Here is a 20,603-nt window from a genome sequence, read left to right on the forward strand (position 1 = left end):
AACGCCCGCCGCCAGGCAGGCGCCGTCTGTAACCCTTTATGAACCCCGGCTTTCACCGGTACAAGCAAAACCTGCAAGGCATAGACCAATAGCCGGCCCAATCATTCCAGTCTAGGCGCCGCGAAAGCCTCGCGCGAGCAGATACTGCTCCCGCGAACGGTCGCGGGACGACAGCGGCTTGCGCATCTGCACCTTCTCGAAGTTCTCGCGAACCATCCTGTGGTAAGCGTCGAAACCCTCACCCTGGAAAATCTTGATCAGGAAATCGCCCCCTGGACGCAGCACGCGAGTGCACAGATCCAGGGCCAGCTCGCACAGGAACATCGCACGAGGCATGTCCACAGCGGGCAATCCACTCATATTGGGGGCCATATCGGAAATCACAAGGTCTACCGGGTTTTCTCCGATGGCCTCGAGCAGTTGGGCGAAGACCTCGTCCTCGGTGAAGTCGCCCTGGATAAAGGTGACATCCGGGATGCTGTCCATCGGCAGGATATCCGACGCGATCAGGGTGCCCTTGTCGCCGATCACCCGACTGGTGACCTGCGACCAGCCGCCCGGCGCCGCGCCGAGGTCGACCACGGTCATGCCGGGACGCAGGATGCGATCCTTCTCCTGGATTTCCAGCAGTTTGTAGCTGGCACGCGAGCGATAGCCGTCGCGCTGTGCCATCTTCACGTAAGGATCGTCGAAATGTTCTTTCAGCCAGCGATGGCTAGTCTTGGAACGGGCCACGTATTACCTCGTCTGAGCGGCATCCCGGTGTAACCGAAACTCGGGTAGAATATCCGCCTTTTTCCCAGGGGTCAGATTATGGCGCTCTCTCAGGAGCAGAAAAAGCAGTTCAAATCTATCGGGCATCACCTGAAACCCGTATTGACCGTTGCTGAAAACGGTCTATCGGAGGGTGTAATGGCCGAACTTGAGCGCGCGCTCAACGATCATGAACTGATCAAGGTGCAGTTCCGTGTCACCGAACGCGACGACCGTCGCGCGCTGATCGACGAACTTTGCCAGAACGGCAGCTGCGAACTGGTTCAGACCATCGGCAAGATGGCGCTGATCTATCGTCGCAACCCCAAGCCGAACAAGAACCTGTCGAACATCAGCCGCTTCAGCGGTCTCTGACAGTCAAGACCGGCAGTGCGGAGCCGGCAAGGCTCCGCCGCGTCAGCTCCGCTCATCCCGCCTCGGCGCCGGCTGCAGCACCAGCAGCAGACCGCACAGCGCCACCACCAGGTAATTGAACAGCAGCCAGCGCTGAGCATCCGGCGCGAGGTGGCGCACAACGAAATAAGCCGCCGCCATCACCAGCACGGTGAGCAGCAGTTGCCCCCGCGTTTCACGGGTGAAGGCAGCGAACCCGCGCGCCTGCCAGAGCACCAGGGCCTGGAGCAGCACGCAGAACCCGGCAAACCCCAGGAGCAGCGGTTTCAGGCCGTCAGCGACGGTCTCCACCAGGAGCGGGGCCAGACCGATCTTGTCCAGCGCCGGCAACACCACGAACTGAAGCAGCCAGAGGCCGCCGACCCAGAATGTCTGGGCCAGCAGCCAACTGATGGTGCCTGCGCTCAGGGATTGTCGATCAGGCGTGGCGGACTTCAACGATCTCGTACTCGACGTCGCCGCCCGGGGTCTTGACCAGAACGGCGTCGCCCTCGGTCTTGCCGATCAGCGCGCGGGCGATCGGCGAGTTGACCGAGATCTTGCTGTTCTTGATGTCCGCCTCGTCGTCACCGACGATCTGGTAGGTCACGGTCTCGTCGGTCTCGACGTTGGCGATATCGACGGTGGTACCGAAGATCACCTTGCCGCTATGCGGAATGGTGGTCACGTCGATGATCTGCGCGTTGGACAGCTTGGCCTCGATGTCGCGAATGCGAGCTTCGGACATGCCCTGCTGTTCACGGGCCGCGTGGTACTCGGCGTTCTCCTTGAGGTCGCCCAGCTCACGCGCTTCGGCGATGGCCTGGGTGATCTGCGGGCGCAGAACGGTCTTCAGGTATTTCAGTTCTTCTTCCAGGGCGCGGGCGCCCTGGACGGTCATTGGAAATTTGCTCATGCGTTGATTCCTGCATGGAGATCCTGCAGACGGCGAACGGTCTTCTCGGGACCGAACTTGAGCGCCTCGCAGATCGCCTGCCCCGCCGCAATGGTGGTGGTGCAGTAGATCTTGTGCTGCAGGGCGTTACGACGGATGGAGTAAGAGTCAGCGATGGACTGGCGACCTTCGGTGGTGTTGATGATCAGGGTGACTTCGTCATTCTTGATCATGTCGACCACATGAGGACGGCCCTCGGTCACCTTGTTCACGCGACGCACCGGCAGACCGGCGGCCTCGATCACCTTGGCGGTACCGGCAGTGGCGACCACCTCGAAGCCCAGCGCAACCAGATCGCGAGCGACCTGAACGGCCTGCGGCTTGTCATCCTCGCGGACGCTGATGAAGGCGCAACCGGCGTTCGGCAGGATTTCGCTGGCACCCAGCTGGGCCTTGGCGAATGCCTCACCGAAGCTGTCGCCGACACCCATCACCTCGCCAGTGGACTTCATCTCTGGGCCGAGGATCGGGTCGACGCCCGGGAACTTGGCGAACGGGAACACCGCTTCCTTGACGCTATAGTACGGCGGGATCACCTCTTCGGTGAAGCCGACTTCGGCCAGGGACTTGCCAGCCATGACGCGGGCAGCAACCTTGGCCAGCGACTCGCCGATGCACTTGGACACGAACGGCACGGTACGGGACGCGCGCGGGTTCACCTCGATCACGTAGATGTCTTCGCCCTGCACGGCCATCTGCACGTTCATCAGGCCGACCACGCCGAGCTCCAGGGCCATCTTCTTGACCTGCTCGCGGATCTCGTCCTGGATGTGCTGCGGCAGCGAGTACGGCGGCAGCGAGCAGGCGGAGTCACCGGAGTGCACGCCAGCCTGTTCGATGTGCTGCATGATCGCGCCAATCACCACGGTCTCGCCGTCGCACACCGCATCGATGTCGACTTCGATGGCGCAGTTCAGGAAGCGGTCCAGCAGCACCGGGCTGTCGTTGGAGACTTTCACCGCTTCGCGCATGTAGCGCTTGAGCTCTTCTTCCTGGTAGACGATTTCCATTGCACGGCCGCCCAGTACGTAGGACGGGCGCACCACCATCGGGTAGCCGATGTTCTTCGCCAGTTCCAGGGCCTGGTCTTCGCTACGCGCGGTGGCGTTGGCCGGCTGGCGCAGGTTCAGGCGCTGGACCATCTGCTGGAAGCGCTCGCGGTCTTCGGCGCGGTCGATGGCGTCCGGGCTGGTCCCGATGATCGGCACGCCAGCTTCTTCCAGGGCGCGGCAGAGCTTCAGCGGGGTCTGGCCGCCGTACTGCACGATGACACCCTTGGGCTGCTCGACGCGGACGATTTCCAGCACGTCTTCCAGGGTCACCGGCTCGAAGTACAGGCGATCCGACGTGTCGTAGTCAGTGGAGACGGTCTCCGGGTTGCAGTTGACCATGATGGTCTCGTAACCGTCTTCACGCATGGCCAGCGCGGCGTGTACGCAGCAGTAGTCGAACTCGATGCCCTGGCCGATGCGGTTCGGACCGCCGCCCAGGATCATGATCTTGTCGCGAGACGACGGATTGGCTTCGCACTCTTCCTCGTAGGTCGAGTACATGTAGGCGGTGTCGGTGGCGAATTCGGCGGCGCAGGTGTCCACGCGCTTGTACACCGGCAGCACCTTGAGCTTGTGGCGATGGTTGCGCAGGTTCTTCTCGGTCACGCCCAGCAGGGTGGCCAGGCGGGCGTCGGAGAAGCCCTTGCGCTTGAGCTTGTACATCAGCTCGCGGTCGATGGCGGACAGGCCCAGGGTCTTGACCCGCTCTTCGTCCTTGACCAGGTCTTCGATCTGCACCAGGAACCACTCGTCGATACGGGTCAGGTCGAAGACTTCGGCGATGCTCTTGCCGGCGCGGAAGGCATCGGCGACGTACCAGATGCGGTCGGCATTGGGCACGGTCAGCTCGCGCTTGAGAATGCTCTCGGCTTCCGGGTTGCTCAGATCGAGCTTCGGATCGAAACCGGTGGCGCCGACTTCCAGGCCACGCAGGGCCTTCTGCACGGACTCCTGGAAGGTACGGCCGATGGCCATGACTTCACCCACGGACTTCATCTGGGTGGTCAGGCGGGCGTCGGCTTTCGGGAACTTCTCGAAGGCGAAACGCGGGATCTTGGTGACGACGTAGTCGATGGCCGGCTCGAAGGACGCCGGGGTGCGGCCGCCGGTGATGTCGTTCTGCAGCTCGTCGAGGGTGTAGCCGACGGCCAGCTTGGCGGCGATCTTGGCGATCGGGAAGCCGGTCGCCTTGGAAGCCAACGCCGAGGAACGCGATACACGCGGGTTCATCTCGATCACGACCATGCGGCCGGTGTTCGGGCAGATGCCGAACTGCACGTTCGAGCCGCCGGTCTCCACGCCGATCTCGCGCAGCACCGCCAGGGAGGCATTGCGCATGATCTGGTATTCCTTGTCGGTCAGGGTCTGCGCCGGCGCGACGGTGATCGAGTCACCGGTGTGCACGCCCATCGGGTCGAAGTTCTCGATGGCGCAGACGATGATGCAGTTGTCCTTCTTGTCGCGGACAACCTCCATCTCGTATTCCTTCCAGCCGATCAGCGATTCGTCGATCAGCAGCTCGTTGGTCGGCGACAGGTCCAGACCACGGGTGCAGATTTCCTCGAATTCTTCGCGATTGTAGGCGATGCCGCCGCCGGTGCCGCCCATGGTGAAGGACGGGCGAATGATGCACGGGAAGTTGACCTTCTCCAGCACGCCGTAGGCTTCTTCCATGCTGTGGGCGATGCCCGAGCGCGGGCAGGCCAGGCCGATGTCGCGCATGGCCTTGTCGAAGCGCGAACGGTCTTCGGCCTTGTCGATGGTGTCGGCGTTGGCGCCGATCATTTCCACGCCGAACTGCTCGAGCACGCCGTGGCGCTCCAGGTCCAGGGCGCAGTTCAGAGCGGTCTGGCCACCCATGGTCGGCAGCAGCGCGTCAGGGCGCTCCTTCTCGATGATCTTGGCGACGGTCTGCCACTTGATCGGCTCGATGTAGGTGGCGTCGGCCATGGCCGGGTCGGTCATGATGGTGGCCGGGTTGGAGTTCACCAGGATGACTCGGAAGCCTTCTTCCTTCAGGGCCTTGCAGGCCTGTGCGCCGGAGTAGTCGAACTCACAGGCCTGGCCGATGACGATCGGGCCGGCGCCGAGGATCAGGATGCTCTTGATGTCTGTACGCTTGGGCATGGGACTCTCGTTGCAATATTCAGGAAAGGGTTGCGCTGGCCAGCTTCACGCCAAAGCCGACGAACAGGGCGCCGACGCCGCTCGAGGCGCCGGCAGCCAGCCGTTGCCGCCGACGGAACCAGGCCGCCAGACGCACACCGGAGAAAATCAGGAAACTCAGGTACAGGGCACTGATGATCTCGAGGATCGTGCCCAGCACCAGGAACGACAGGCCGGGGTAGGCGTAACCCGGGTCGACGAACTGGATGAAGAAGGAAATGAAGAAGAGGATCGCCTTGGGATTGGACAGGCTCAGCAGCAGCGCCTTGCGGAACGGCTGGTTGACGTCCACTTCCCTGGCCGGCGCGGCGGCGGCATCCAGCGGGTGGCGCAGCTTCTGCCAGCCCCCGCGGAGCATGCCAATACCCAGATAGAACAGGTAGGCGGCGCCGACGTACTTCAGGCCCAGGAACAGCATCGGCTCGGCCTTGAGGACCGAGGCAATACCCAGCGCCGACAGGAACATCAGGATCGCGTCGCCCAGGAACACCGCGCTCGCCGCCCGGTAGCCCGAGGCCACACCGCGCTGGGCGGCAGTGGCAAGGACGAACAATGAGTTCGGCCCCGGCAGCAGGACGATGAACAACGTCCCCAGGACGTAGGTCCAGAGGTCGGTGATTCCCAGGGTCGGCATCATCTTCTTCTACCTCTTCCAGCTCGGACTCAGCGGCGCTCGGCCATCGCCGCGATGAAGCGGTCGAACAGCGGAGCCACGTCGTGCGGACCGGGGCTGGCTTCCGGGTGCCCCTGGAAGCTGAAGGCCACCTTGTCAGTGCGCTCGATACCCTGCAGGGTGCCATCGAACAGCGACTTGTGGGTGGCGCGCAGATTGGCCGGCATGCTGCCTTCATCGACCGCGAAGCCATGGTTCTGGCTGGTGATCATCACTACGCCCGAATCCAGGTCCTGCACCGGGTGGTTGGCACCGTGGTGGCCGTGGCCCATCTTCAGGGTCTTGGCGCCGGAGGCCAGGGCCAGCAGTTGGTGACCGAGGCAGATGCCGAATACCGGGATCTCGGTATCGAGGAACTCGCGGATGGCCTGGATGGCGTAGTCGCACGGCTCCGGGTCGCCAGGGCCGTTGGAAAGGAAGATGCCGTCCGGATTCAGGGCAAGCACTTCGCTGGCCGGCGTCTGCGCCGGCACGACGGTCAGGCGGCAACCGCGAGCGACCAGCATGCGCAGGATGTTCAGCTTCACGCCGAAATCGTAGGCCACCACGTGGTACGGCAGGTCAGCGGCGGCGATGTCCGGGTGGCTGTCGGTTTCCAGATTCCACACGCTGGAGCGCCACTCGTAGCGCTCGGTCGAGGAAACGACTTTCGCCAGGTCCATGCCCTTCAGGCCCGGGAAGCCGCGAGCCAGTTCGAGGGCTTTTTCCTCGGTGGCGTCGTCGCCCACCAGGATGCAGCCGTTCTGCGAACCCTTCTCGCGCAGGATGCGGGTCAGGCGGCGAGTATCGATGCCGGCGATGGCAACGGTGCCGTTCTCTTTCAAGTAGTCCGGCAGGGACTGCTTGTCGCGCCAACTGCTGGACAGCAGCGGCAGGTCACGGATGATCAGGCCGGCGGCCCAGACCTTGTTCGACTCGGCGTCTTCCGGCGTGGTGCCGGTGTTGCCGATGTGCGGGTAGGTCAGGGTGACGATCTGTTGGGCGTAGGAAGGATCGGTGAGGATTTCCTGGTAGCCGGTCATGGCGGTGTTGAACACCACCTCTCCGACGGTCTGGCCGTCGGCGCCGATGGCTTCACCGCGAAAAACGCTGCCGTCGGCAAGTGCAAGTATGGCTGGCTTAGTCAAGAAGACCTCCCGTAGTTCAAGCCTGGCTGGGCGTGCGCAGATTGTAAAAAAGCGGGATGACATCAGAAGAAGTCATCCCGCTTTTTATGTGATTCATGCTGCGCTGCTTTTAGTGGACACACTAAAGCTGTAGTTTACAGAAATGCGACATCATGGTCCACCTTTTGCACGACGTACGGCCATACCCCTCAGCGCAGGCCGAGAACGTCCTGCATGTCGTAGAGGCCGTTGGCCTGCCCCTCCAGCCACTGCGCGGCACGCACGGCGCCCCGGGCGAAGGTCATGCGGCTCGAGGCCTTGTGGGTGATCTCCACGCGCTCGCCATCAGCCGCGAACAGCACGGTGTGATCGCCCACCACGTCGCCCGCACGCACGGTGGCGAAACCGATGGTCTCGCGCGGACGCGCACCGGTCTGCCCTTCGCGGCCGTAAACGGCCACTTTCTCCAGATCACGACCCAGCGCATTGGCGACTACTTCACCCATGCGCAGCGCAGTACCGGACGGCGCGTCGACCTTGTGGCGGTGGTGCGCTTCGAGAATCTCGATGTCCACATCGTCACCCAGCACACGGGCGGCGGTATCAAGCAGCTTCAGGCACAGGTTCACGCCAACGCTGTAGTTGGCTGCGAAGACAATCGGGATATCCTTCGCCGCCTCGCTCAACAGCTCCTTCTCCGCCGCGGAGAAGCCGGTGGTACCGATGACCATGGCCTTGCCAGCCTTGCGGCAGACTTCAAGGTTCTTCAGGGTCACGGTGGGGTGGGTGAAGTCGATCAGCACGTCGAATTCGTCGACCACCTTGGCCAGGTCGCCCGACAGCGGCACACCGATGCGGCCCAGGCCGGCCAGCTCGCCTGCGTCAGCGCCCACCAGGGTGCTGTCCGGTCGATCCACCGCTGCGGTCAGACCCGCACTGCCGTTGGTCTGCTGGACCGCCTCGATCAGGGTCTTGCCCATGCGCCCGGCGGCGCCCATTACGGCTATACGTCGCATATAAAACAGCTCCAAAGCTAAAAAGCCCCGAACGATTCGCACCGCCGGGGCCTTGCATCATAGATCGTCGAAGAAGCGCTTCATGCCTTCGAACCAGCCACTGGCCTTGGGCGAGTGGGAAGAGTTGCCCTGCAGGGTGTTGCGGAACTCTTCGAGCAGCTCGCGCTGACGCTTGTCCAGGTTGACCGGTGTTTCCACGACAACGCGGCACATCAGGTCGCCCGCACCACCGCCGCGCACCGGGGCAACCCCTTTGCCGCGCAGACGGAACAGCTTGCCGGTCTGAGTACCCTCGGGAATCTTCAACTTCACGCGGCCATCCAGGGTCGGCACTTCCAGCTCACCACCGAGCGCTGCGTCGGCAAAGCTGATCGGCACTTCGCAATACAGGTGCTTGCCGTCGCGCTGGAAGATGTCGTGCTCGCGCACGTTCACCACCACGTACAAATCGCCCGCCGGGCCACCATGGGCGCCGGCTTCGCCTTCGCCGGTCAAGCGGATGCGGTCACCGGTATCGACACCGGCCGGCACCTTCACCGACAGGGTCTTGTGCTCTTCCACGCGCCCCTGGCCATGGCAGGAGCCACAGGGGTCGGTGATCATCTTGCCGCTGCCATGGCAACGCGGGCAGGTCTGCTGCACCGAGAAGAAGCCCTGCTGCATGCGCACCTGACCGATACCACCACACGTGGTACAGGTGACCGGTGTGGTGCCGGGCTTGGCGCCACTGCCGCTGCAGGTCTTGCAGCCGACCAGGGTGGGAACACGGATGGTCACGGTGGTGCCGCGTACCGCGTCTTCCAGGTCCAGGTCGAGGGTGTAGCGCAGGTCCGCACCGCGCGCCGGGCCGCCGCGGGAGCCGCCGCGACCACCGCCGCCACCGAAGAAGTCACTGAAGACATCACCAAAGATGTCCGAGAAGCTCGCGCCACCGAAACCGGCACCGCCGCCACCCATCTGCGGGTCCACACCGGCATGGCCGTACTGGTCATAGGCCGCGCGCTTGCTGGCGTCGGACAGGACCTCGTACGCCTCGTTGGCCTCCTTGAATTTATCCTCGGCCTCCTTGTCGCCGGGATTGCGGTCCGGGTGGAACTTCATGGCGAGCCGGCGATAGGCCTTCTTCAGGTCCGCTTCGCTGGCGCCGCGTTCAACACCCAGTACCTCGTAAAAATCACGTTTGGCCATAACTTTCCTGCACTCTAAAAACCGTTCCCCCAGACACGCCAACGCGGGAGCAAGCCCCCGCGTGACGTTTCATGCGCACCGACACGCTGGTCGGTGCGCCGGAGCGGAAGCAAGCACGCGGCTTACTTGTTCTCCTTGACCTCTTCGAACTCGGCGTCGACGACATCGTCGCCAGCCTTGTCGTCTGCGGCCTCGCCCTGAGCGGCAGCACCCGGCTGCGGCTGTTCGGCGTACATCTTCTGCGCCAGCGGAGTGGAGGCCTGGGACAGCGCGTTCATCTTCGCTTCGATCTCAGCCTTGTCGTCGCCCTTGACGGCAACTTCCAGTTCGCCCAGCGCTTTCTCGATGGCAGCTTTCTCCTCGGCGGTGGCTTTGTCGCCAGCCTCGGTGACCATCTTGCGAGTCGCGTGGACCAGCGCATCACCCTGATTGCGGGCAGCGGCCAGTTCCTCGAACTTACGGTCTTCCTCGGCATTCGCCTCGGCATCGCGGACCATCTGCTGGATCTCGTCTTCGGACAGACCCGAGGAAGCCTTGATCACGATGGACTGCTGCTTGCCGGTGGCCTTGTCCTTCGCGCCGACGTGCAGGATGCCGTTGGCGTCGATGTCGAAGGTCACTTCGATCTGCGGCACACCGCGTGGAGCAGGCGGGATGTCGGCCAGGTCAAACTTGCCCAGCGACTTGTTCTGCGCGGCTTGCTTGCGCTCGCCCTGCAGCACATGGATGGTCACGGCGCCCTGGTTGTCATCGGCAGTGGAGAACACCTGCGACTTCTTGGTCGGGATGGTGGTGTTCTTATCGATCAGCGCGGTCATCACGCCACCGAGGGTTTCGATACCCAGGGTCAGCGGGGTGACGTCGAGCAGCAGCACGTCCTTCACGTCGCCGGCCAGAACGGCGCCCTGGATGGCAGCCCCCATGGCAACGGCTTCGTCCGGGTTGACGTCCTTGCGCGCTTCCTTGCCGAAGAACTCGGCAACGGTCTTCTGCACCAGCGGCATACGGGTCTGGCCGCCGACCAGGATCACTTCGTCGATCTTCGAGACGTCGAGGCCCGCGTCTTTCAGCGCCACGCGGCACGGCTCGATGGTGCGAGTGACCAGGTCTTCCACCAAGGATTCCAGCTTGGCGCGGGAAACCTTGACGTTCAGGTGCTTCGGACCGGAGGCGTCAGCGGTGACGTACGGCAGGTTGACGTCGGTCTGCTGGGTCGAGGACAGCTCGATCTTGGCCTTCTCGGCAGCCTCCTTCAGGCGCTGCATGGCCAGCGGGTCGCCCTTGAGGTCCATGCCGGACTCTTTCTTGAACTCTTCGACGAGGTAGTCGATCAGGCGCAGGTCGAAGTCTTCACCACCCAGGAAGGTGTCGCCGTTGGTGGCCAGCACTTCGAATTGGTGCTCGCCATCAACTTCGGCGATTTCGATCACGGAAACGTCGAAGGTGCCGCCGCCCAGGTCGTAGACGATGATGGTGTGATCGCCCTTGGCCTTGTCCAGGCCATAGGCCAGCGCAGCTGCGGTCGGCTCGTTGATGATGCGCTTGACGTCCAGACCGGCAATGCGACCAGCGTCCTTGGTGGCCTGACGCTGACTGTCGTTGAAGTAGGCCGGAACGGTGATGACCGCTTCGGTGACCGGCTCGCCCAGGTAGTCCTCGGCGGTCTTCTTCATCTTCTTCAGGACTTCGGCGGAGACCTGCGGCGGAGCCATCTTCTCGCCCTTGGCTTCGACCCATGCGTCGCCATTGTCAGCCTTGACGATCTTGTAAGGCACCATCTTGATGTCTTTCTGTACGACGTCTTCTTCGAAGCGACGGCCGATCAGGCGCTTCACCGCGTACAGGGTGTTGGTCGGGTTGGTCACGGCCTGGCGCTTCGCCGGCTGACCGACCAGGATTTCGCCGTCGTTGGCATAGCCGATGATCGACGGGGTAGTGCGAGCGCCTTCGGCGTTCTCGATGACCTTGACGTTACCGTTCTCCAGGATGGACACACAGGAGTTGGTGGTCCCCAGGTCGATACCAATGATTTTGCCCATAGTTCACTCTCCAGAAATTAGATTCCGCGCTGACCCTGTTGCGGGTCTTTGGCTCGGTTGATTACCCAGATGGGGACCGGGTGGTGGATTTCAAGCCTTCTCGTCGATCGAAGGCGGAGTTTGTTCCGGTGCCTTGCTGACCACGACCATGGCCGGACGCAGCAGGCGACCGTTGAGCAGGTAACCCTTCTGGAACACCTTGACCACGCTGCCCGGCTCGAGACGAATGCTCTCCTCCATGGCCATGGCCTGGTGATGTTCAGGATTGAACGGCTCGCCGTGCGGGTCGACCGGCTCGAGGTTGTAGCGCTTCAGGGTGTCGTGGAACATCTTCAGCGTCAGCTCGATGCCTTCGCGCATCGGCTTGATCACGTCATCTTCCGGGTTCGACATCTCCAGCGCGCGCTCGAGGGTATCGACGATCGGCAGCAGGTCGCCGGCGAATTTCTCCAGGGCGAATTTGTGCGCCTTCTCCACGTCCTGCTCGGCACGGCGGCGGACGTTCTGCAGTTCGGCGACGGCGCGCAGGCTCTGGTCCTTCGCCGCGGCTACCTGTTCTTCCAGCTCCAGCACGCGGGCGTTCAGGTCCCCGGTAGCGCCGGTTTCCGGCTGCTCATTGAACTGGGAATCCTGAGTCTGTTGTTCGTCAGACATGCCACTCTCCTAAAAAAGAAAATAAGCCTTTGAAAACAAAGCGAACCCAATGGCCCGCGGCTCTGCCGTGTATATGGGGCGGAAATCCTCGAGTTCAAGGGCCCCACTTCAGGGACACGCATGGTCGATGAGAGGAAATTGCCAGCGGCCGAAAATACTGTATAAATAACCAGACATTTCTGCGGAGCCGCCACCCATGCTGGTTCATCTGTCTGTGCACAACTACGCCATCGTCGAGCACCTCGATCTCGAGCTCACCGCCGGCATGACCGTGATCACCGGCGAAACCGGTGCCGGCAAGTCGATCATGCTCGACGCCCTCGGCCTCGCGCTCGGCGATCGCGCCGATAGCGGCGTGGTACGCCCCGGCTCCGACAAGGCAGACATTCTCGCCAGCTTCGATGTCAGCGCGATTGCCGAGGCCCGCGACTGGCTCGCCGAGCGCGACCTGGAACAAGACGGCCCCTGCATCCTGCGCCGGGTGATCACCGCCGAAGGTCGCTCCCGTGCCTACATCAACGGTACGCCCTGCCCGCTGGGCGATCTCAAACACCTGGGCGAGCTGCTGATCGACATTCACAGCCAACACGAACACCAATCGCTGCTCAAGGCCGACACCCACCGCCGCCTGCTCGACGAATTCGCCGGCAGCCAGGACTTGGCGCGCCAAGTGCAGCTCGCTGCGCAGCGCTGGAAGCAGACCCGCCAGGAGCTGGACCGCCTGTCGCGCAATGGCGACGAACAGCGGGCCCGCCACCAACTGCTCAGCTACCAGCTGGAAGAGCTGGAAAACCTTGGCCTCGGCGACAACGAGCTGGAGTCACTGGAAGCCGAGCACAAGACCCAGAGCAACGCCGGCAGCCTGATCGCCGCCTGCCGACAGGTCGTCGAACTGTGCAGCGAAAGCGATGCCGGCAATGTGCTGTCGGCGCTGACCTCCAGCCTCAACCGGCTCACTGCCTTCCAGAGCCAGCCAGCCGCACTGGGCGAAGCGGTGAACCTGCTATCCAGCGCGCAAATCCAGGTGGAAGAAGCCATCGGCGAACTGAACCGCTTCGTCGACCACTTCGACGCCGACCCCCTGCGGCTTCAACAACTGGAAGAACGCATGGACGCCATCTATAGCCTCGCGCGCAAGCACCGCGTGCAGCCCCATGAACTGCAGGACCTGCAGCAGCGCCTGCTGGACGAACTGGAAGCGCTGAACGCCGATGACGAAGCCGTGGAGCGCCTGGGCGACGAGCTGTCCGCATATGCCCGCCACTATCAGGAAAAGGCCGGCGAGCTCAGCCGCATCCGCCAGGACGCCGCCCCCAGGCTCGCCAAGGCCGTGGAAGTGGAAATGCAGCGCCTGGGTATGCCCGGCGGGCGCTTCGCCATCGAACTACGCCAGTCCAGCCCTGACGAGCCACAGGTCAATGGCCTGGAGCAGCTGGAGTTCCTGGTCAGCGCCAACCCTGGCCAACCCATGAAGGGCCTGGCGAAGGTCGCCTCGGGCGGCGAACTGTCGCGTATCAGCCTGGCGATCCAGGTGATCACCGCGCAGACGTCGCGCATCCCGACCCTGGTCTTCGACGAAGTGGACGTCGGCATCGGCGGCCCCACCGCCGAAGTGGTCGGCCAATTGCTGCGCCGCCTCGGCGATCGCGGCCAGGTGCTGACCGTCACCCACCTGCCACAGGTCGCCGCGCAGGGCCACCAGCACCTCTTCGTGCACAAGGATCGCGACACCAGCGAAACCCGCACCGCCGTGGCCAACCTGAAGAAGGCTGAACGCATCGAGGAAATCGCCCGCATGCTCGGCGGCGTAGACCTGACCAAGGAATCCCTGGCCCACGCCCGCAAGATGGTGGATTCCGCGGTCCAAAGCTGATGTTGGAGTGAGCTTGCTGGCGAACGGAGCTTTCCGGCAGCACCGGATTTGCGCGGTTTCGCGAGCAGGCTCGCTCCTACGAAAAGCCCAAAGCCACACAAACGAAAACGGCGACCCGAGGGTCGCCGTTTCTGCATCTGCGTACGCTTACTTCTTCTTGCGCACGTAGAGCACCAGATTGTGATCGACGAGCTCGAAGCCGCGCTCGCGAACGATCTCCTTCTGGCGTTTCTCGATTTCCGCGTCCATGAACTCGATGACTTCGCCGGTATCGACGCAGACCATGTGGTCATGGTGACCGCTATCGGCCAGTTCGAAGACGGCATGGCCGCCGTCGAAGTTGTGGCGCACCACCAGGCCGGCGGCTTCGAACTGGGTCAGGACGCGGTAGACGGTGGCCAGACCGACGTCTTCACCCGCCTCCATCAGCGCTTTGTAAACATCCTCTGCGCTCATGTGGCGCTGCTCGGCGGAATCGAGCATCTGGAGGATCTTGACGCGCGGCAGTGTGACCTTCAGTCCGGCTTTGCGCAGTTCGCTATTTTCAACCATGTGTGCTTTCTCGGCGCGGAATGCTTCGCAGCATCTCTCAATACAGGTATGATCGGGATTTCGTCGCTCAGCCAAGATAGTGGAAGTCACCCCTTGATGCAAAACGCCAAGCTCATGCTGACCAGTCTCGCTTTCGGGCTGGGACTCGCCGCACTCGCCGGTTGCTCGTTCCCGGGGGTCTACAAGATCGACATCCAGCAGGGCAACGTTGTAACGCAGGACATGATAGACCAGTTGAAGCCCGGAATGACCCGGCGCCAAGTGCGGTTTATCATGGGCAACCCCCTGATCGTTGACACGTTCCACCCCAATCGCTGGGACTATCTCTACAGCATCCAGCCCGGCGGCGGTCAGCGCCAGCAGGAGCGCATGAGCCTGTACTTCGGCGAAAACGATCAGTTGATCGGCCTGAACGGTGACTTCATGCCCGGCGTCAGCCGCGACGAATCCATCCTCGGCAAGGAAGGCACTCCGGCTACCACGCCGTCGCAGCCAACCCAGCAGCAGCCCGAACAGCCCAAGGAAGAACCGGCCAAGCCCGGCTCCGTGGAAGAGCAGATCCAGAAGGAAGTCGACCAGGTCGAAACCGTACCGATTCCGACTCCGGAACCGCTGGACAAGAATCCGCAGTAAGGGATTCGCGCCAACGAAAAAGCCCGGCCGATGCCGGGCTTTTTGTTGCCTGCGATTTCACCCGGAAGAATCAGCCGCGCGCAGCCTTGGCTCTCGCCGCACGCTGCTTGCGCACCTCCTTGGGATCGGCGATCAGCGGCCGGTAGATCTCCACCCGTTCACCCTCATTCAGCACACGCTGCTCGGGATTTACCACCGTCTTGCCGAAGATGCCCAGCGGACAACGCTGCACCTCCAGGCCAGGAAACTGCGTGGCGATACCCGACAGCAGCACTGCCTCGCGCATTCGTGTACCGCGGGGAACGCTCAGGCGCAGCAGCAACTGCCTGTCCGGCAACGCGTAGACGACTTCGATGGCGATGCTGGCTGACTCAGCCATGCAATTGCTTGGCGCGCTGGCAGAAGGCATCGACCATGGTATTTGCCGCCTGGGTGAACAGCGGGCCGAGCGTGGCTTTCACCAGCGCGCCGGCATAGTCGAAGGTCAGGTCGAGGGAAATCTTGCAGGCCTTGTCACCCAGGGCCTTGAAGGTCCACACGCCGTGCAACTGGGAGAACGGCCCTTCCACGAGATTCATCTCGATGCTCTGCCCCGGGACCAGCACGTTACGGGTGGTGAAGCACTGGGTAATGCTGCCCTTGGCCACGGTCAGCTCGGCGCGCATGGCGGTATCGCTCTCCTCCAGCACGGTGGAGGCGGAACACCAGGGCAGGAACTCCGGGTAGCGCGCCACATCGTTGACCAGGTCGTACAGCGCCTTCGCCGGATAGGGCAGCAGGGCCGAACGCTGGATATGCGTGCTCATAGACGTCTCGCTTGGTTGTGGGGCATTTCATACGCCCGCCGCTCAAAAAAACAGCGCGCATTGTCCGAGATTAGCCACACACCCTCAAGCTTGCATGCCGTCGCACACCGTCCCGATAGCGGCGCGACGACCGAATCCCTATAATGCGCGGCCTATGGCTAAACAGAAGAAACACCCTTCGGGGACCATCGCGCAGAACAAGAAGGCTCTGCACGACTACTTCATCGAGCAGCGCTTCGAGGCGGGCGTCGCCCTGGCCGGCTGGGAAGTGAAAAGCCTGCGCGCCGGCAAGGCGCAACTGGTGGACAGCTACGTGCTGCTCAAGGATGGCGAAGCCTGGCTGCTCGGCAGCCACATCACGCCACTGACCACTGCCAGCACCCACGTCATTGCCGACCCGGTGCGCACGCGCAAGTTGCTGCTGCACAAGCGCGAGCTGGGCAAGCTGTTCGGTGCCGTGCAACAGAAAGGCTACGCCTGCGTCGCGCTGTCGATGTACTGGAAGAAGCACCTGATCAAGTGCGAGATCGCACTGGCCAAGGGCAAGAAAGAGTACGACAAGCGCGGCACCGAGAAGGAGCGTGACTCCGACCGGGAAATCCAGCGCGCCATCCGTCACGGCAAGGACGACTGACTCCTGTCGCGCCCTCCTGCGAGGGCGCGTTACCGATCAGGCGTCCACCGCCCCCTGGCGTCGCTGCGCACGTTGCAGGCGCAGCTCTTTCGCCTGCACCTCGGCCAGCACTTCCTGCACGTAGTCGATATGCCGCTGGGAAATCTCCCGCGCCGCTTCCGCGTGCCCGCCGATAATCGCCTCGTACAACTCGCGGTGCTGACGCATCAGCTGCTCGCGGGTTTCGTCACGCTGCGCATACATCCCGCCGATGTTGGTCACCACGTTGCGCTTGAGCAGGTCGAACAGGCCGCGAATGGTGTGCAGCAGCACGGCATTGTGACTGGCCTCGGCGATAGCCAGGTGGAAGGCTGCATCCGCCGCCCCCTCCTCCGCGCGACTGACCTTGCCGACACGCTGATAGCAATCCTGTAGCGCATCGAAAGCCTGCGTCAGGCGCTGGTGGTCCACCTCGGTCGCGCGCTGCGCGGCGTAGTAGGCGCAGGAGCCCTCCAGGGTGTGGCGAAACTCCAGCAGGTCGCGCTGCGCCTCTGGATTACTTTCCAGCAGGTGCAGCAGCGGATCGCTGAACATCGATCCCAGCCCTTCGCTGACATAGTTGCCGCCGCCCTGGCGACTGACCAGCAATCCCTTGGCCCCGAGCTTCTGGATCGCCTCGCGCAGTGATGGCCGCGACACGCCGAACTGCTCGGCCAGCACGCGCTCGGCCGGCAGCCGTTCGCCAGCCTTGAGGGTGCCCTCGAGAATCATAGCCTCCAGCCGCTCGACGATGTCGTCCGACAGACGGCGTTGCTTGACCTGACCAAAACCCATGCTGGTGAACCCCCTCGATATCGCACTCAAGGCCGCGATCTGCGCAGCGCGCGGCAGCCTAACCAGTGCGGTGGCCGGCAACAAGAACGGCCAGCACCCAATGCACCCTCGACAAAAGTCGCAAGGCCGCAAATTGACACGCCGCCAGCAGGGCTTTTACCCTGAGCGCTCGGACGTGTAAATTGGTCATACCAATTTACCAGATTCCGGATTGCACGACAACACGTGCACGAAAAACAACAAGCCGCGATCAGTCGACCGTCTGCCCAGCGCGCCACAAGCGCATCGGAATCGCCCGACCGGCAACCAGGCCCTCCACCCAAAAACAATTAGGGAGCCAATCAGATGCAAACCTGGCAGCAGATCTACACCCCGCTCGGCAGCCTCGGCCTGTCCGCGCTGGTCGCCGTCATTCCGATCGTGTTCTTCTTCCTCGCCCTCGCTGTGTTCCGTCTCAAGGGCCACGTCGCTGGCAGCATCACCCTCGCCCTCTCGATCATCATCGCCATCGCCGCCTTCGGCATGCCCGCCGACATGGCCATCGCCGCCGCCGGCTATGGCTTCGCCTACGGCCTGTGGCCGATCGCCTGGATCATCGTGGCGGCGGTATTCCTCTACAAACTCACGGTCAAGAGTGGCCAGTTCGAAGTGATCCGCAGCTCGGTGCTGTCGATCACCGGCGACCAGCGCCTGCAGGTGCTGCTGATCGGCTTCTCCTTCGGCGCCTTCCTCGAAGGTGCGGCGGGCTTCGGCGCACCGGTGGCGATCACCGCCGCCCTGCTGGTCGGCCTGGGCTTCAACCCGCTGTATGCGGCAGGCCTCTGCCTGATCGCCAACACCGCGCCGGTAGCCTTCGGCGCCCTGGGCATTCCGATCATCGTGGCGGGCCAGGTCACCGGCATCGACGCCTTCAAGATCGGCGCGATGACCGGCCGCCAGCTGCCATTCCTGTCCATCCTCGTGCCGTTCTGGCTGGTGTTCATGATGGACGGCGTGAAAGGCGTGAAGGAAACCTGGCCGGCCGCACTGGTCGCCGGCGGCAGCTTCGCCATCACCCAGTACTTCACCTCCAACTTCATCGGGCCGGAATTGCCGGACATCACCTCCGCCCTGGTCAGCCTGATTTCCCTGACCCTGTTCCTCAAGGTCTGGCAGCCGGCCGCAGAGCGTGACGTGGTCGCCACTGCCGGCGGCGCCGCCGTCCTGGGCGGCAATGCCCCGCGCAGCGCCGAACCGACGCCTTACAGCTTCGGCGAGATCCTCAAGGCCTGGTCGCCCTTCCTGGTGCTGACCGTGCTGGTCACCATCTGGACCCTGAAGCCATTCAAGGCGCTCTTCGCACCGGGCGGCGCGCTGTACAGCCTGGTATTCAACTTCGCCATCCCGCACCTGGACCAACTGGTTGTGAAGACCGCCCCCATCGTCGCCAACCCGACGCCGATCGCCGCCGTGTTCAAGCTGGACCCGGTCTCGGCCACCGGCACCGCGATCTTCCTCTCCGCCGTGGTGTCGATGTTCGTCCTGCGCATCAGCGCGAAAACTGGTCTGACCACCTTCAAGGAGACCCTGGTCGAGCTGAAATGGCCGATCCTCTCCATCGGCATGGTCCTGGCCTTCGCCTTCGTCACCAACTACTCGGGCATGTCCACCACCCTGGCGCTGGTCCTGGCCGGCACCGGCGCGGCGTTCCCGTTCTTCTCGCCGTTCCTCGGCTGGCTGGGCGTGTTCCTGACTGGCTCGGACACCTCCTCAAACGCCCTGTTCAGCTCGCTGCAGTCCACTACCGCGCACCAGATCGGGGTCAACGACACCCTGCTGGTGGCCGCCAACACCAGCGGCGGCGTGACCGGCAAGATGATCTCGCCGCAGTCCATCGCCGTGGCCTGCGCCGCGACCGGCATGGTCGGCAAGGAGTCCGATCTGTTCCGCTTCACCCTCAAGCACAGCCTGATGTTCGCCGCCCTGGTGGGCCTGATCACCCTGGCCCAGGCCTACATTTTCACCGGCATGCTGGTGCACTAAGGCAAGACCCGACTCCGCGCCTCGGCGCGGAGATCCGTCCAAAGCAGCTAAGGTCTTTCGAGGTCACCCGCGCCAGCGCAGCGGCCTCGACAAGCCCCTCAACGATGAGACGCCCATGATCATCTCTGCCTCTACCGACTACCGCGCCGCGGCCCAACGCAAGCTGCCGCCGTTCCTCTTCCACTATGCCGACGGCGGCGCCTACGCCGAGCGCACCCTGCGCAACAACGTCGACGACCTGGCCAGCATCGCCCTGCGCCAGCGCGTGCTGAAGAACATGTCCGAGCTGAGCCTGGAGACGAAGCTGTTCGACGAGACGTTGAGCATGCCCATCGCCCTGGCCCCCGTCGGCCTGACCGGCATGTACGCCCGGCGCGGCGAAGTACAGGCAGCCCGCGCGGCCGCCGCGAAAGGCATCCCGTTCACTATGTCCACGGTGTCGGTCTGCCCCATCGAGGAAGTCGCCCCGGCCATCGACCGGCCCATGTGGTTCCAGCTCTATGTGCTGAAGGACCGCGGCTTCATGCGCAATGCCCTCGAGCGCGCCAAGGCAGCGGGCGTGAAGACCCTGGTGTTCACCGTCGACATGCCGGTGCCCGGCGCGCGCTACCGTGACGCCCACTCCGGCATGAGCGGCCCGAACGCGCCACTGCGTCGCGTCTGGCAGGCCATGACCCACCCGTCCTGGGCCTTCGATGTCGGCCTGCTGGGTAAACCCCACGACCTGGGCAACATCTCCAAGTACCGCGGCAACCCCACCGGCCTTGCGGACTACATTGGCTGGCTGGGTGCCAACTTCGATCCGTCGATCTCCTGGAAGGACCTCGAATGGATCCGCGAATTCTGGGACGGCCCGATGATCATCAAGGGCATCCTCGATCCGGAAGACGCCAGGGATGCGGTGAAGTTCGGCGCCGACGGCATCGTCGTCTCCAACCATGGCGGCCGCCAGCTCGACGGCGTGCTCTCCAGCGCCCGCGCGCTGCCGGCCATTGCCGACGCGGTGAAGGGCGACCTGAAGATCCTCGCCGACTCCGGCATCCGCAACGGCCTGGACGTGGTGCGCATGATCGCCCTGGGCGCGGACACCGTGCTCATCGGCCGCGCCTTCCTCTACGCCCTGGCGACTCACGGCGAAGCTGGCGTGAAGAACCTGCTGGACCTGTTCGAGAAGGAAATGCGCGTAGCCATGGTGCTCACCGGCGCCAAGACCATCGGCGAGATCACCCGTGACTCGCTGGTGCGCGAACTGGGCGCCTGACCGGCACCCACACG

General features: G+C 63.5%; 20 protein-coding genes. 6 read left to right on the forward strand and 14 right to left on the reverse strand.

All coding sequences use genetic code 11. The features are described from left to right. Positions 1–111 precede the first annotated feature (111 nt). Positions 112–735: a 23S rRNA (uridine(2552)-2'-O)-methyltransferase RlmE gene (gene rlmE, locus AC1ZV1_RS25880; protein ID WP_484294242.1), complete on the reverse strand. Its 624-nt coding sequence runs from the start codon at positions 733–735 to the stop codon at positions 112–114. Positions 736–813: 78 nt separating this feature from the next. Here rlmE and AC1ZV1_RS25885 point away from each other — a divergent pair, with 78 nt between their 5' ends. After that, on the forward strand, positions 814–1,128 hold the full coding sequence (locus AC1ZV1_RS25885; protein ID WP_205337498.1) for a YhbY family RNA-binding protein: 315 nt from the start codon (positions 814–816) through the stop codon (positions 1,126–1,128). A 42-nt stretch (positions 1,129–1,170) separates the two neighbouring features. Here AC1ZV1_RS25885 and AC1ZV1_RS25890 read toward each other — a convergent pair whose 3' ends face one another. The 9 genes from AC1ZV1_RS25890 to grpE all read right to left on the reverse strand — a co-directional run bounded on the left by AC1ZV1_RS25890 (position 1,171) and on the right by grpE (position 11,995). Continuing rightward, positions 1,171–1,575, reverse strand: a complete 405-nt coding sequence (locus tag AC1ZV1_RS25890) for a DUF4149 domain-containing protein (RefSeq protein ID WP_484297642.1) — start codon at positions 1,573–1,575, stop codon at positions 1,171–1,173. A gap of 10 nt (positions 1,576–1,585) precedes the next feature. After that, entirely contained in the window at positions 1,586–2,062 is a 477-nt protein-coding gene (gene greA, locus AC1ZV1_RS25895; protein WP_017518953.1) for a transcription elongation factor GreA, read from the reverse strand. Beyond that, on the reverse strand, positions 2,059–5,280 hold the full coding sequence (gene carB / locus AC1ZV1_RS25900; RefSeq protein ID WP_484294243.1) for a carbamoyl-phosphate synthase large subunit: 3,222 nt from the start codon (positions 5,278–5,280) through the stop codon (positions 2,059–2,061). Before carB ends, greA begins: the two co-directional genes overlap by 4 nt. A gap of 19 nt (positions 5,281–5,299) precedes the next feature. After that, positions 5,300–5,953: a leucine efflux protein LeuE gene (leuE, locus tag AC1ZV1_RS25905; protein ID WP_484297643.1), complete on the reverse strand. Its 654-nt coding sequence runs from the start codon at positions 5,951–5,953 to the stop codon at positions 5,300–5,302. A 29-nt stretch (positions 5,954–5,982) separates the two neighbouring features. Further along, on the reverse strand, positions 5,983–7,119 hold the full coding sequence (carA, locus tag AC1ZV1_RS25910) for a glutamine-hydrolyzing carbamoyl-phosphate synthase small subunit (RefSeq protein ID WP_296287044.1): 1,137 nt from the start codon (positions 7,117–7,119) through the stop codon (positions 5,983–5,985). A 188-nt stretch (positions 7,120–7,307) separates the two neighbouring features. Beyond that, a complete protein-coding gene (gene dapB, locus AC1ZV1_RS25915; protein WP_184592267.1) occupies positions 7,308–8,114 on the reverse strand; it encodes a 4-hydroxy-tetrahydrodipicolinate reductase in 807 nt (268 codons plus the stop codon). 57 nt (positions 8,115–8,171) lie between these two features. Continuing rightward, entirely contained in the window at positions 8,172–9,302 is a 1,131-nt protein-coding gene (gene dnaJ / locus AC1ZV1_RS25920) for a molecular chaperone DnaJ (RefSeq protein ID WP_088416373.1), read from the reverse strand. Between the two features lie 122 nt (positions 9,303–9,424). Beyond that, positions 9,425–11,341, reverse strand: a complete 1,917-nt coding sequence (gene dnaK / locus AC1ZV1_RS25925) for a molecular chaperone DnaK (protein ID WP_484294244.1) — start codon at positions 11,339–11,341, stop codon at positions 9,425–9,427. 90 nt (positions 11,342–11,431) lie between these two features. Then, the gene (gene grpE / locus AC1ZV1_RS25930; RefSeq protein WP_484294245.1) at positions 11,432–11,995 is read right to left on the reverse strand and encodes a nucleotide exchange factor GrpE; all 564 of its coding nucleotides are present in this window, start codon (positions 11,993–11,995) and stop codon (positions 11,432–11,434) included. Positions 11,996–12,191: 196 nt separating this feature from the next. Between grpE and recN the strand changes: the two genes are divergently transcribed. Further along, positions 12,192–13,868, forward strand: a complete 1,677-nt coding sequence (gene recN, locus AC1ZV1_RS25935) for a DNA repair protein RecN (protein ID WP_484294246.1) — start codon at positions 12,192–12,194, stop codon at positions 13,866–13,868. Between the two features lie 147 nt (positions 13,869–14,015). On the opposite strand, the gene fur is transcribed toward recN, so the two are convergent. Further along, on the reverse strand, positions 14,016–14,420 hold the full coding sequence (fur, locus tag AC1ZV1_RS25940; protein ID WP_003095216.1) for a ferric iron uptake transcriptional regulator: 405 nt from the start codon (positions 14,418–14,420) through the stop codon (positions 14,016–14,018). 96 nt (positions 14,421–14,516) lie between these two features. Between fur and AC1ZV1_RS25945 the strand changes: the two genes are divergently transcribed. After that, a complete protein-coding gene (locus AC1ZV1_RS25945) occupies positions 14,517–15,053 on the forward strand; it encodes an outer membrane protein assembly factor BamE (RefSeq protein ID WP_484294247.1) in 537 nt (178 codons plus the stop codon). A gap of 70 nt (positions 15,054–15,123) precedes the next feature. On the opposite strand, the gene AC1ZV1_RS25950 is transcribed toward AC1ZV1_RS25945, so the two are convergent. Next, positions 15,124–15,432, reverse strand: coding sequence for an RnfH family protein (locus tag AC1ZV1_RS25950; RefSeq protein ID WP_484294248.1), 309 nt, complete (start codon positions 15,430–15,432; stop codon positions 15,124–15,126). Next, positions 15,425–15,859 carry a type II toxin-antitoxin system RatA family toxin gene (locus tag AC1ZV1_RS25955; RefSeq protein WP_484294249.1) on the reverse strand — a complete coding sequence of 145 codons (435 nt, stop codon included), beginning with the start codon at positions 15,857–15,859 and terminating at the stop codon, positions 15,425–15,427. The genes AC1ZV1_RS25950 and AC1ZV1_RS25955 overlap by 8 nt, the downstream gene beginning before the upstream one ends. A gap of 154 nt (positions 15,860–16,013) precedes the next feature. Here AC1ZV1_RS25955 and smpB point away from each other — a divergent pair, with 154 nt between their 5' ends. After that, positions 16,014–16,493, forward strand: a complete 480-nt coding sequence (smpB, locus tag AC1ZV1_RS25960; protein WP_017518965.1) for an SsrA-binding protein SmpB — start codon at positions 16,014–16,016, stop codon at positions 16,491–16,493. Between the two features lie 36 nt (positions 16,494–16,529). On the opposite strand, the gene AC1ZV1_RS25965 is transcribed toward smpB, so the two are convergent. Then, positions 16,530–17,306 (reverse strand): FCD domain-containing protein, encoded by a 777-nt coding sequence (locus AC1ZV1_RS25965; protein WP_484294250.1) that lies wholly within the window; start codon positions 17,304–17,306, stop codon positions 16,530–16,532. Between the two features lie 345 nt (positions 17,307–17,651). Between AC1ZV1_RS25965 and AC1ZV1_RS25970 the strand changes: the two genes are divergently transcribed. After that, positions 17,652–19,328, forward strand: coding sequence for a lactate permease LctP family transporter (locus tag AC1ZV1_RS25970; protein ID WP_484294251.1), 1,677 nt, complete (start codon positions 17,652–17,654; stop codon positions 19,326–19,328). A 115-nt stretch (positions 19,329–19,443) separates the two neighbouring features. Next, a complete protein-coding gene (lldD, locus tag AC1ZV1_RS25975) occupies positions 19,444–20,589 on the forward strand; it encodes an FMN-dependent L-lactate dehydrogenase LldD (protein WP_484294252.1) in 1,146 nt (381 codons plus the stop codon). Positions 20,590–20,603: the final 14 nt, after the last annotated feature.

The sequence above is a fragment of the Pseudomonas sp. BB438 genome, assembly GCF_057180225.1.

Excerpts from the sequence above, each read along its gene's own strand:
- leuE (WP_484297643.1), bottom strand. The coding sequence starts at position 5,953 with ATGCCGACCCTGGGAATCACCGACCTCTGGACCTACGTCCTGGGGACG.
- fur (WP_003095216.1), bottom strand. The coding sequence starts at position 14,420 with ATGGTTGAAAATAGCGAACTGCGCAAAGCCGGACTGAAGGTCACACTG.
- grpE (WP_484294245.1), bottom strand. The coding sequence starts at position 11,995 with ATGTCTGACGAACAACAGACTCAGGATTCCCAGTTCAATGAGCAGCCG.
- dnaJ (WP_088416373.1), bottom strand. The coding sequence starts at position 9,302 with ATGGCCAAACGTGATTTTTACGAGGTACTGGGTGTTGAACGCGGCGCC.
- lldD (WP_484294252.1), top strand. The coding sequence starts at position 19,444 with ATGATCATCTCTGCCTCTACCGACTACCGCGCCGCGGCCCAACGCAAG.
- AC1ZV1_RS25945 (WP_484294247.1), top strand. The coding sequence starts at position 14,517 with ATGCAAAACGCCAAGCTCATGCTGACCAGTCTCGCTTTCGGGCTGGGA.
- AC1ZV1_RS25950 (WP_484294248.1), bottom strand. The coding sequence starts at position 15,432 with ATGGCTGAGTCAGCCAGCATCGCCATCGAAGTCGTCTACGCGTTGCCG.
- dapB (WP_184592267.1), bottom strand. The coding sequence starts at position 8,114 with ATGCGACGTATAGCCGTAATGGGCGCCGCCGGGCGCATGGGCAAGACC.
- carB (WP_484294243.1), bottom strand. The coding sequence starts at position 5,280 with ATGCCCAAGCGTACAGACATCAAGAGCATCCTGATCCTCGGCGCCGGC.
- AC1ZV1_RS25885 (WP_205337498.1), top strand. The coding sequence starts at position 814 with ATGGCGCTCTCTCAGGAGCAGAAAAAGCAGTTCAAATCTATCGGGCAT.
- AC1ZV1_RS25965 (WP_484294250.1), bottom strand. The coding sequence starts at position 17,306 with ATGGGTTTTGGTCAGGTCAAGCAACGCCGTCTGTCGGACGACATCGTC.
- smpB (WP_017518965.1), top strand. The coding sequence starts at position 16,014 with ATGGCTAAACAGAAGAAACACCCTTCGGGGACCATCGCGCAGAACAAG.
- AC1ZV1_RS25970 (WP_484294251.1), top strand. The coding sequence starts at position 17,652 with ATGCAAACCTGGCAGCAGATCTACACCCCGCTCGGCAGCCTCGGCCTG.
- AC1ZV1_RS25955 (WP_484294249.1), bottom strand. The coding sequence starts at position 15,859 with ATGAGCACGCATATCCAGCGTTCGGCCCTGCTGCCCTATCCGGCGAAG.
- dnaK (WP_484294244.1), bottom strand. The coding sequence starts at position 11,341 with ATGGGCAAAATCATTGGTATCGACCTGGGGACCACCAACTCCTGTGTG.
- recN (WP_484294246.1), top strand. The coding sequence starts at position 12,192 with ATGCTGGTTCATCTGTCTGTGCACAACTACGCCATCGTCGAGCACCTC.
- greA (WP_017518953.1), bottom strand. The coding sequence starts at position 2,062 with ATGAGCAAATTTCCAATGACCGTCCAGGGCGCCCGCGCCCTGGAAGAA.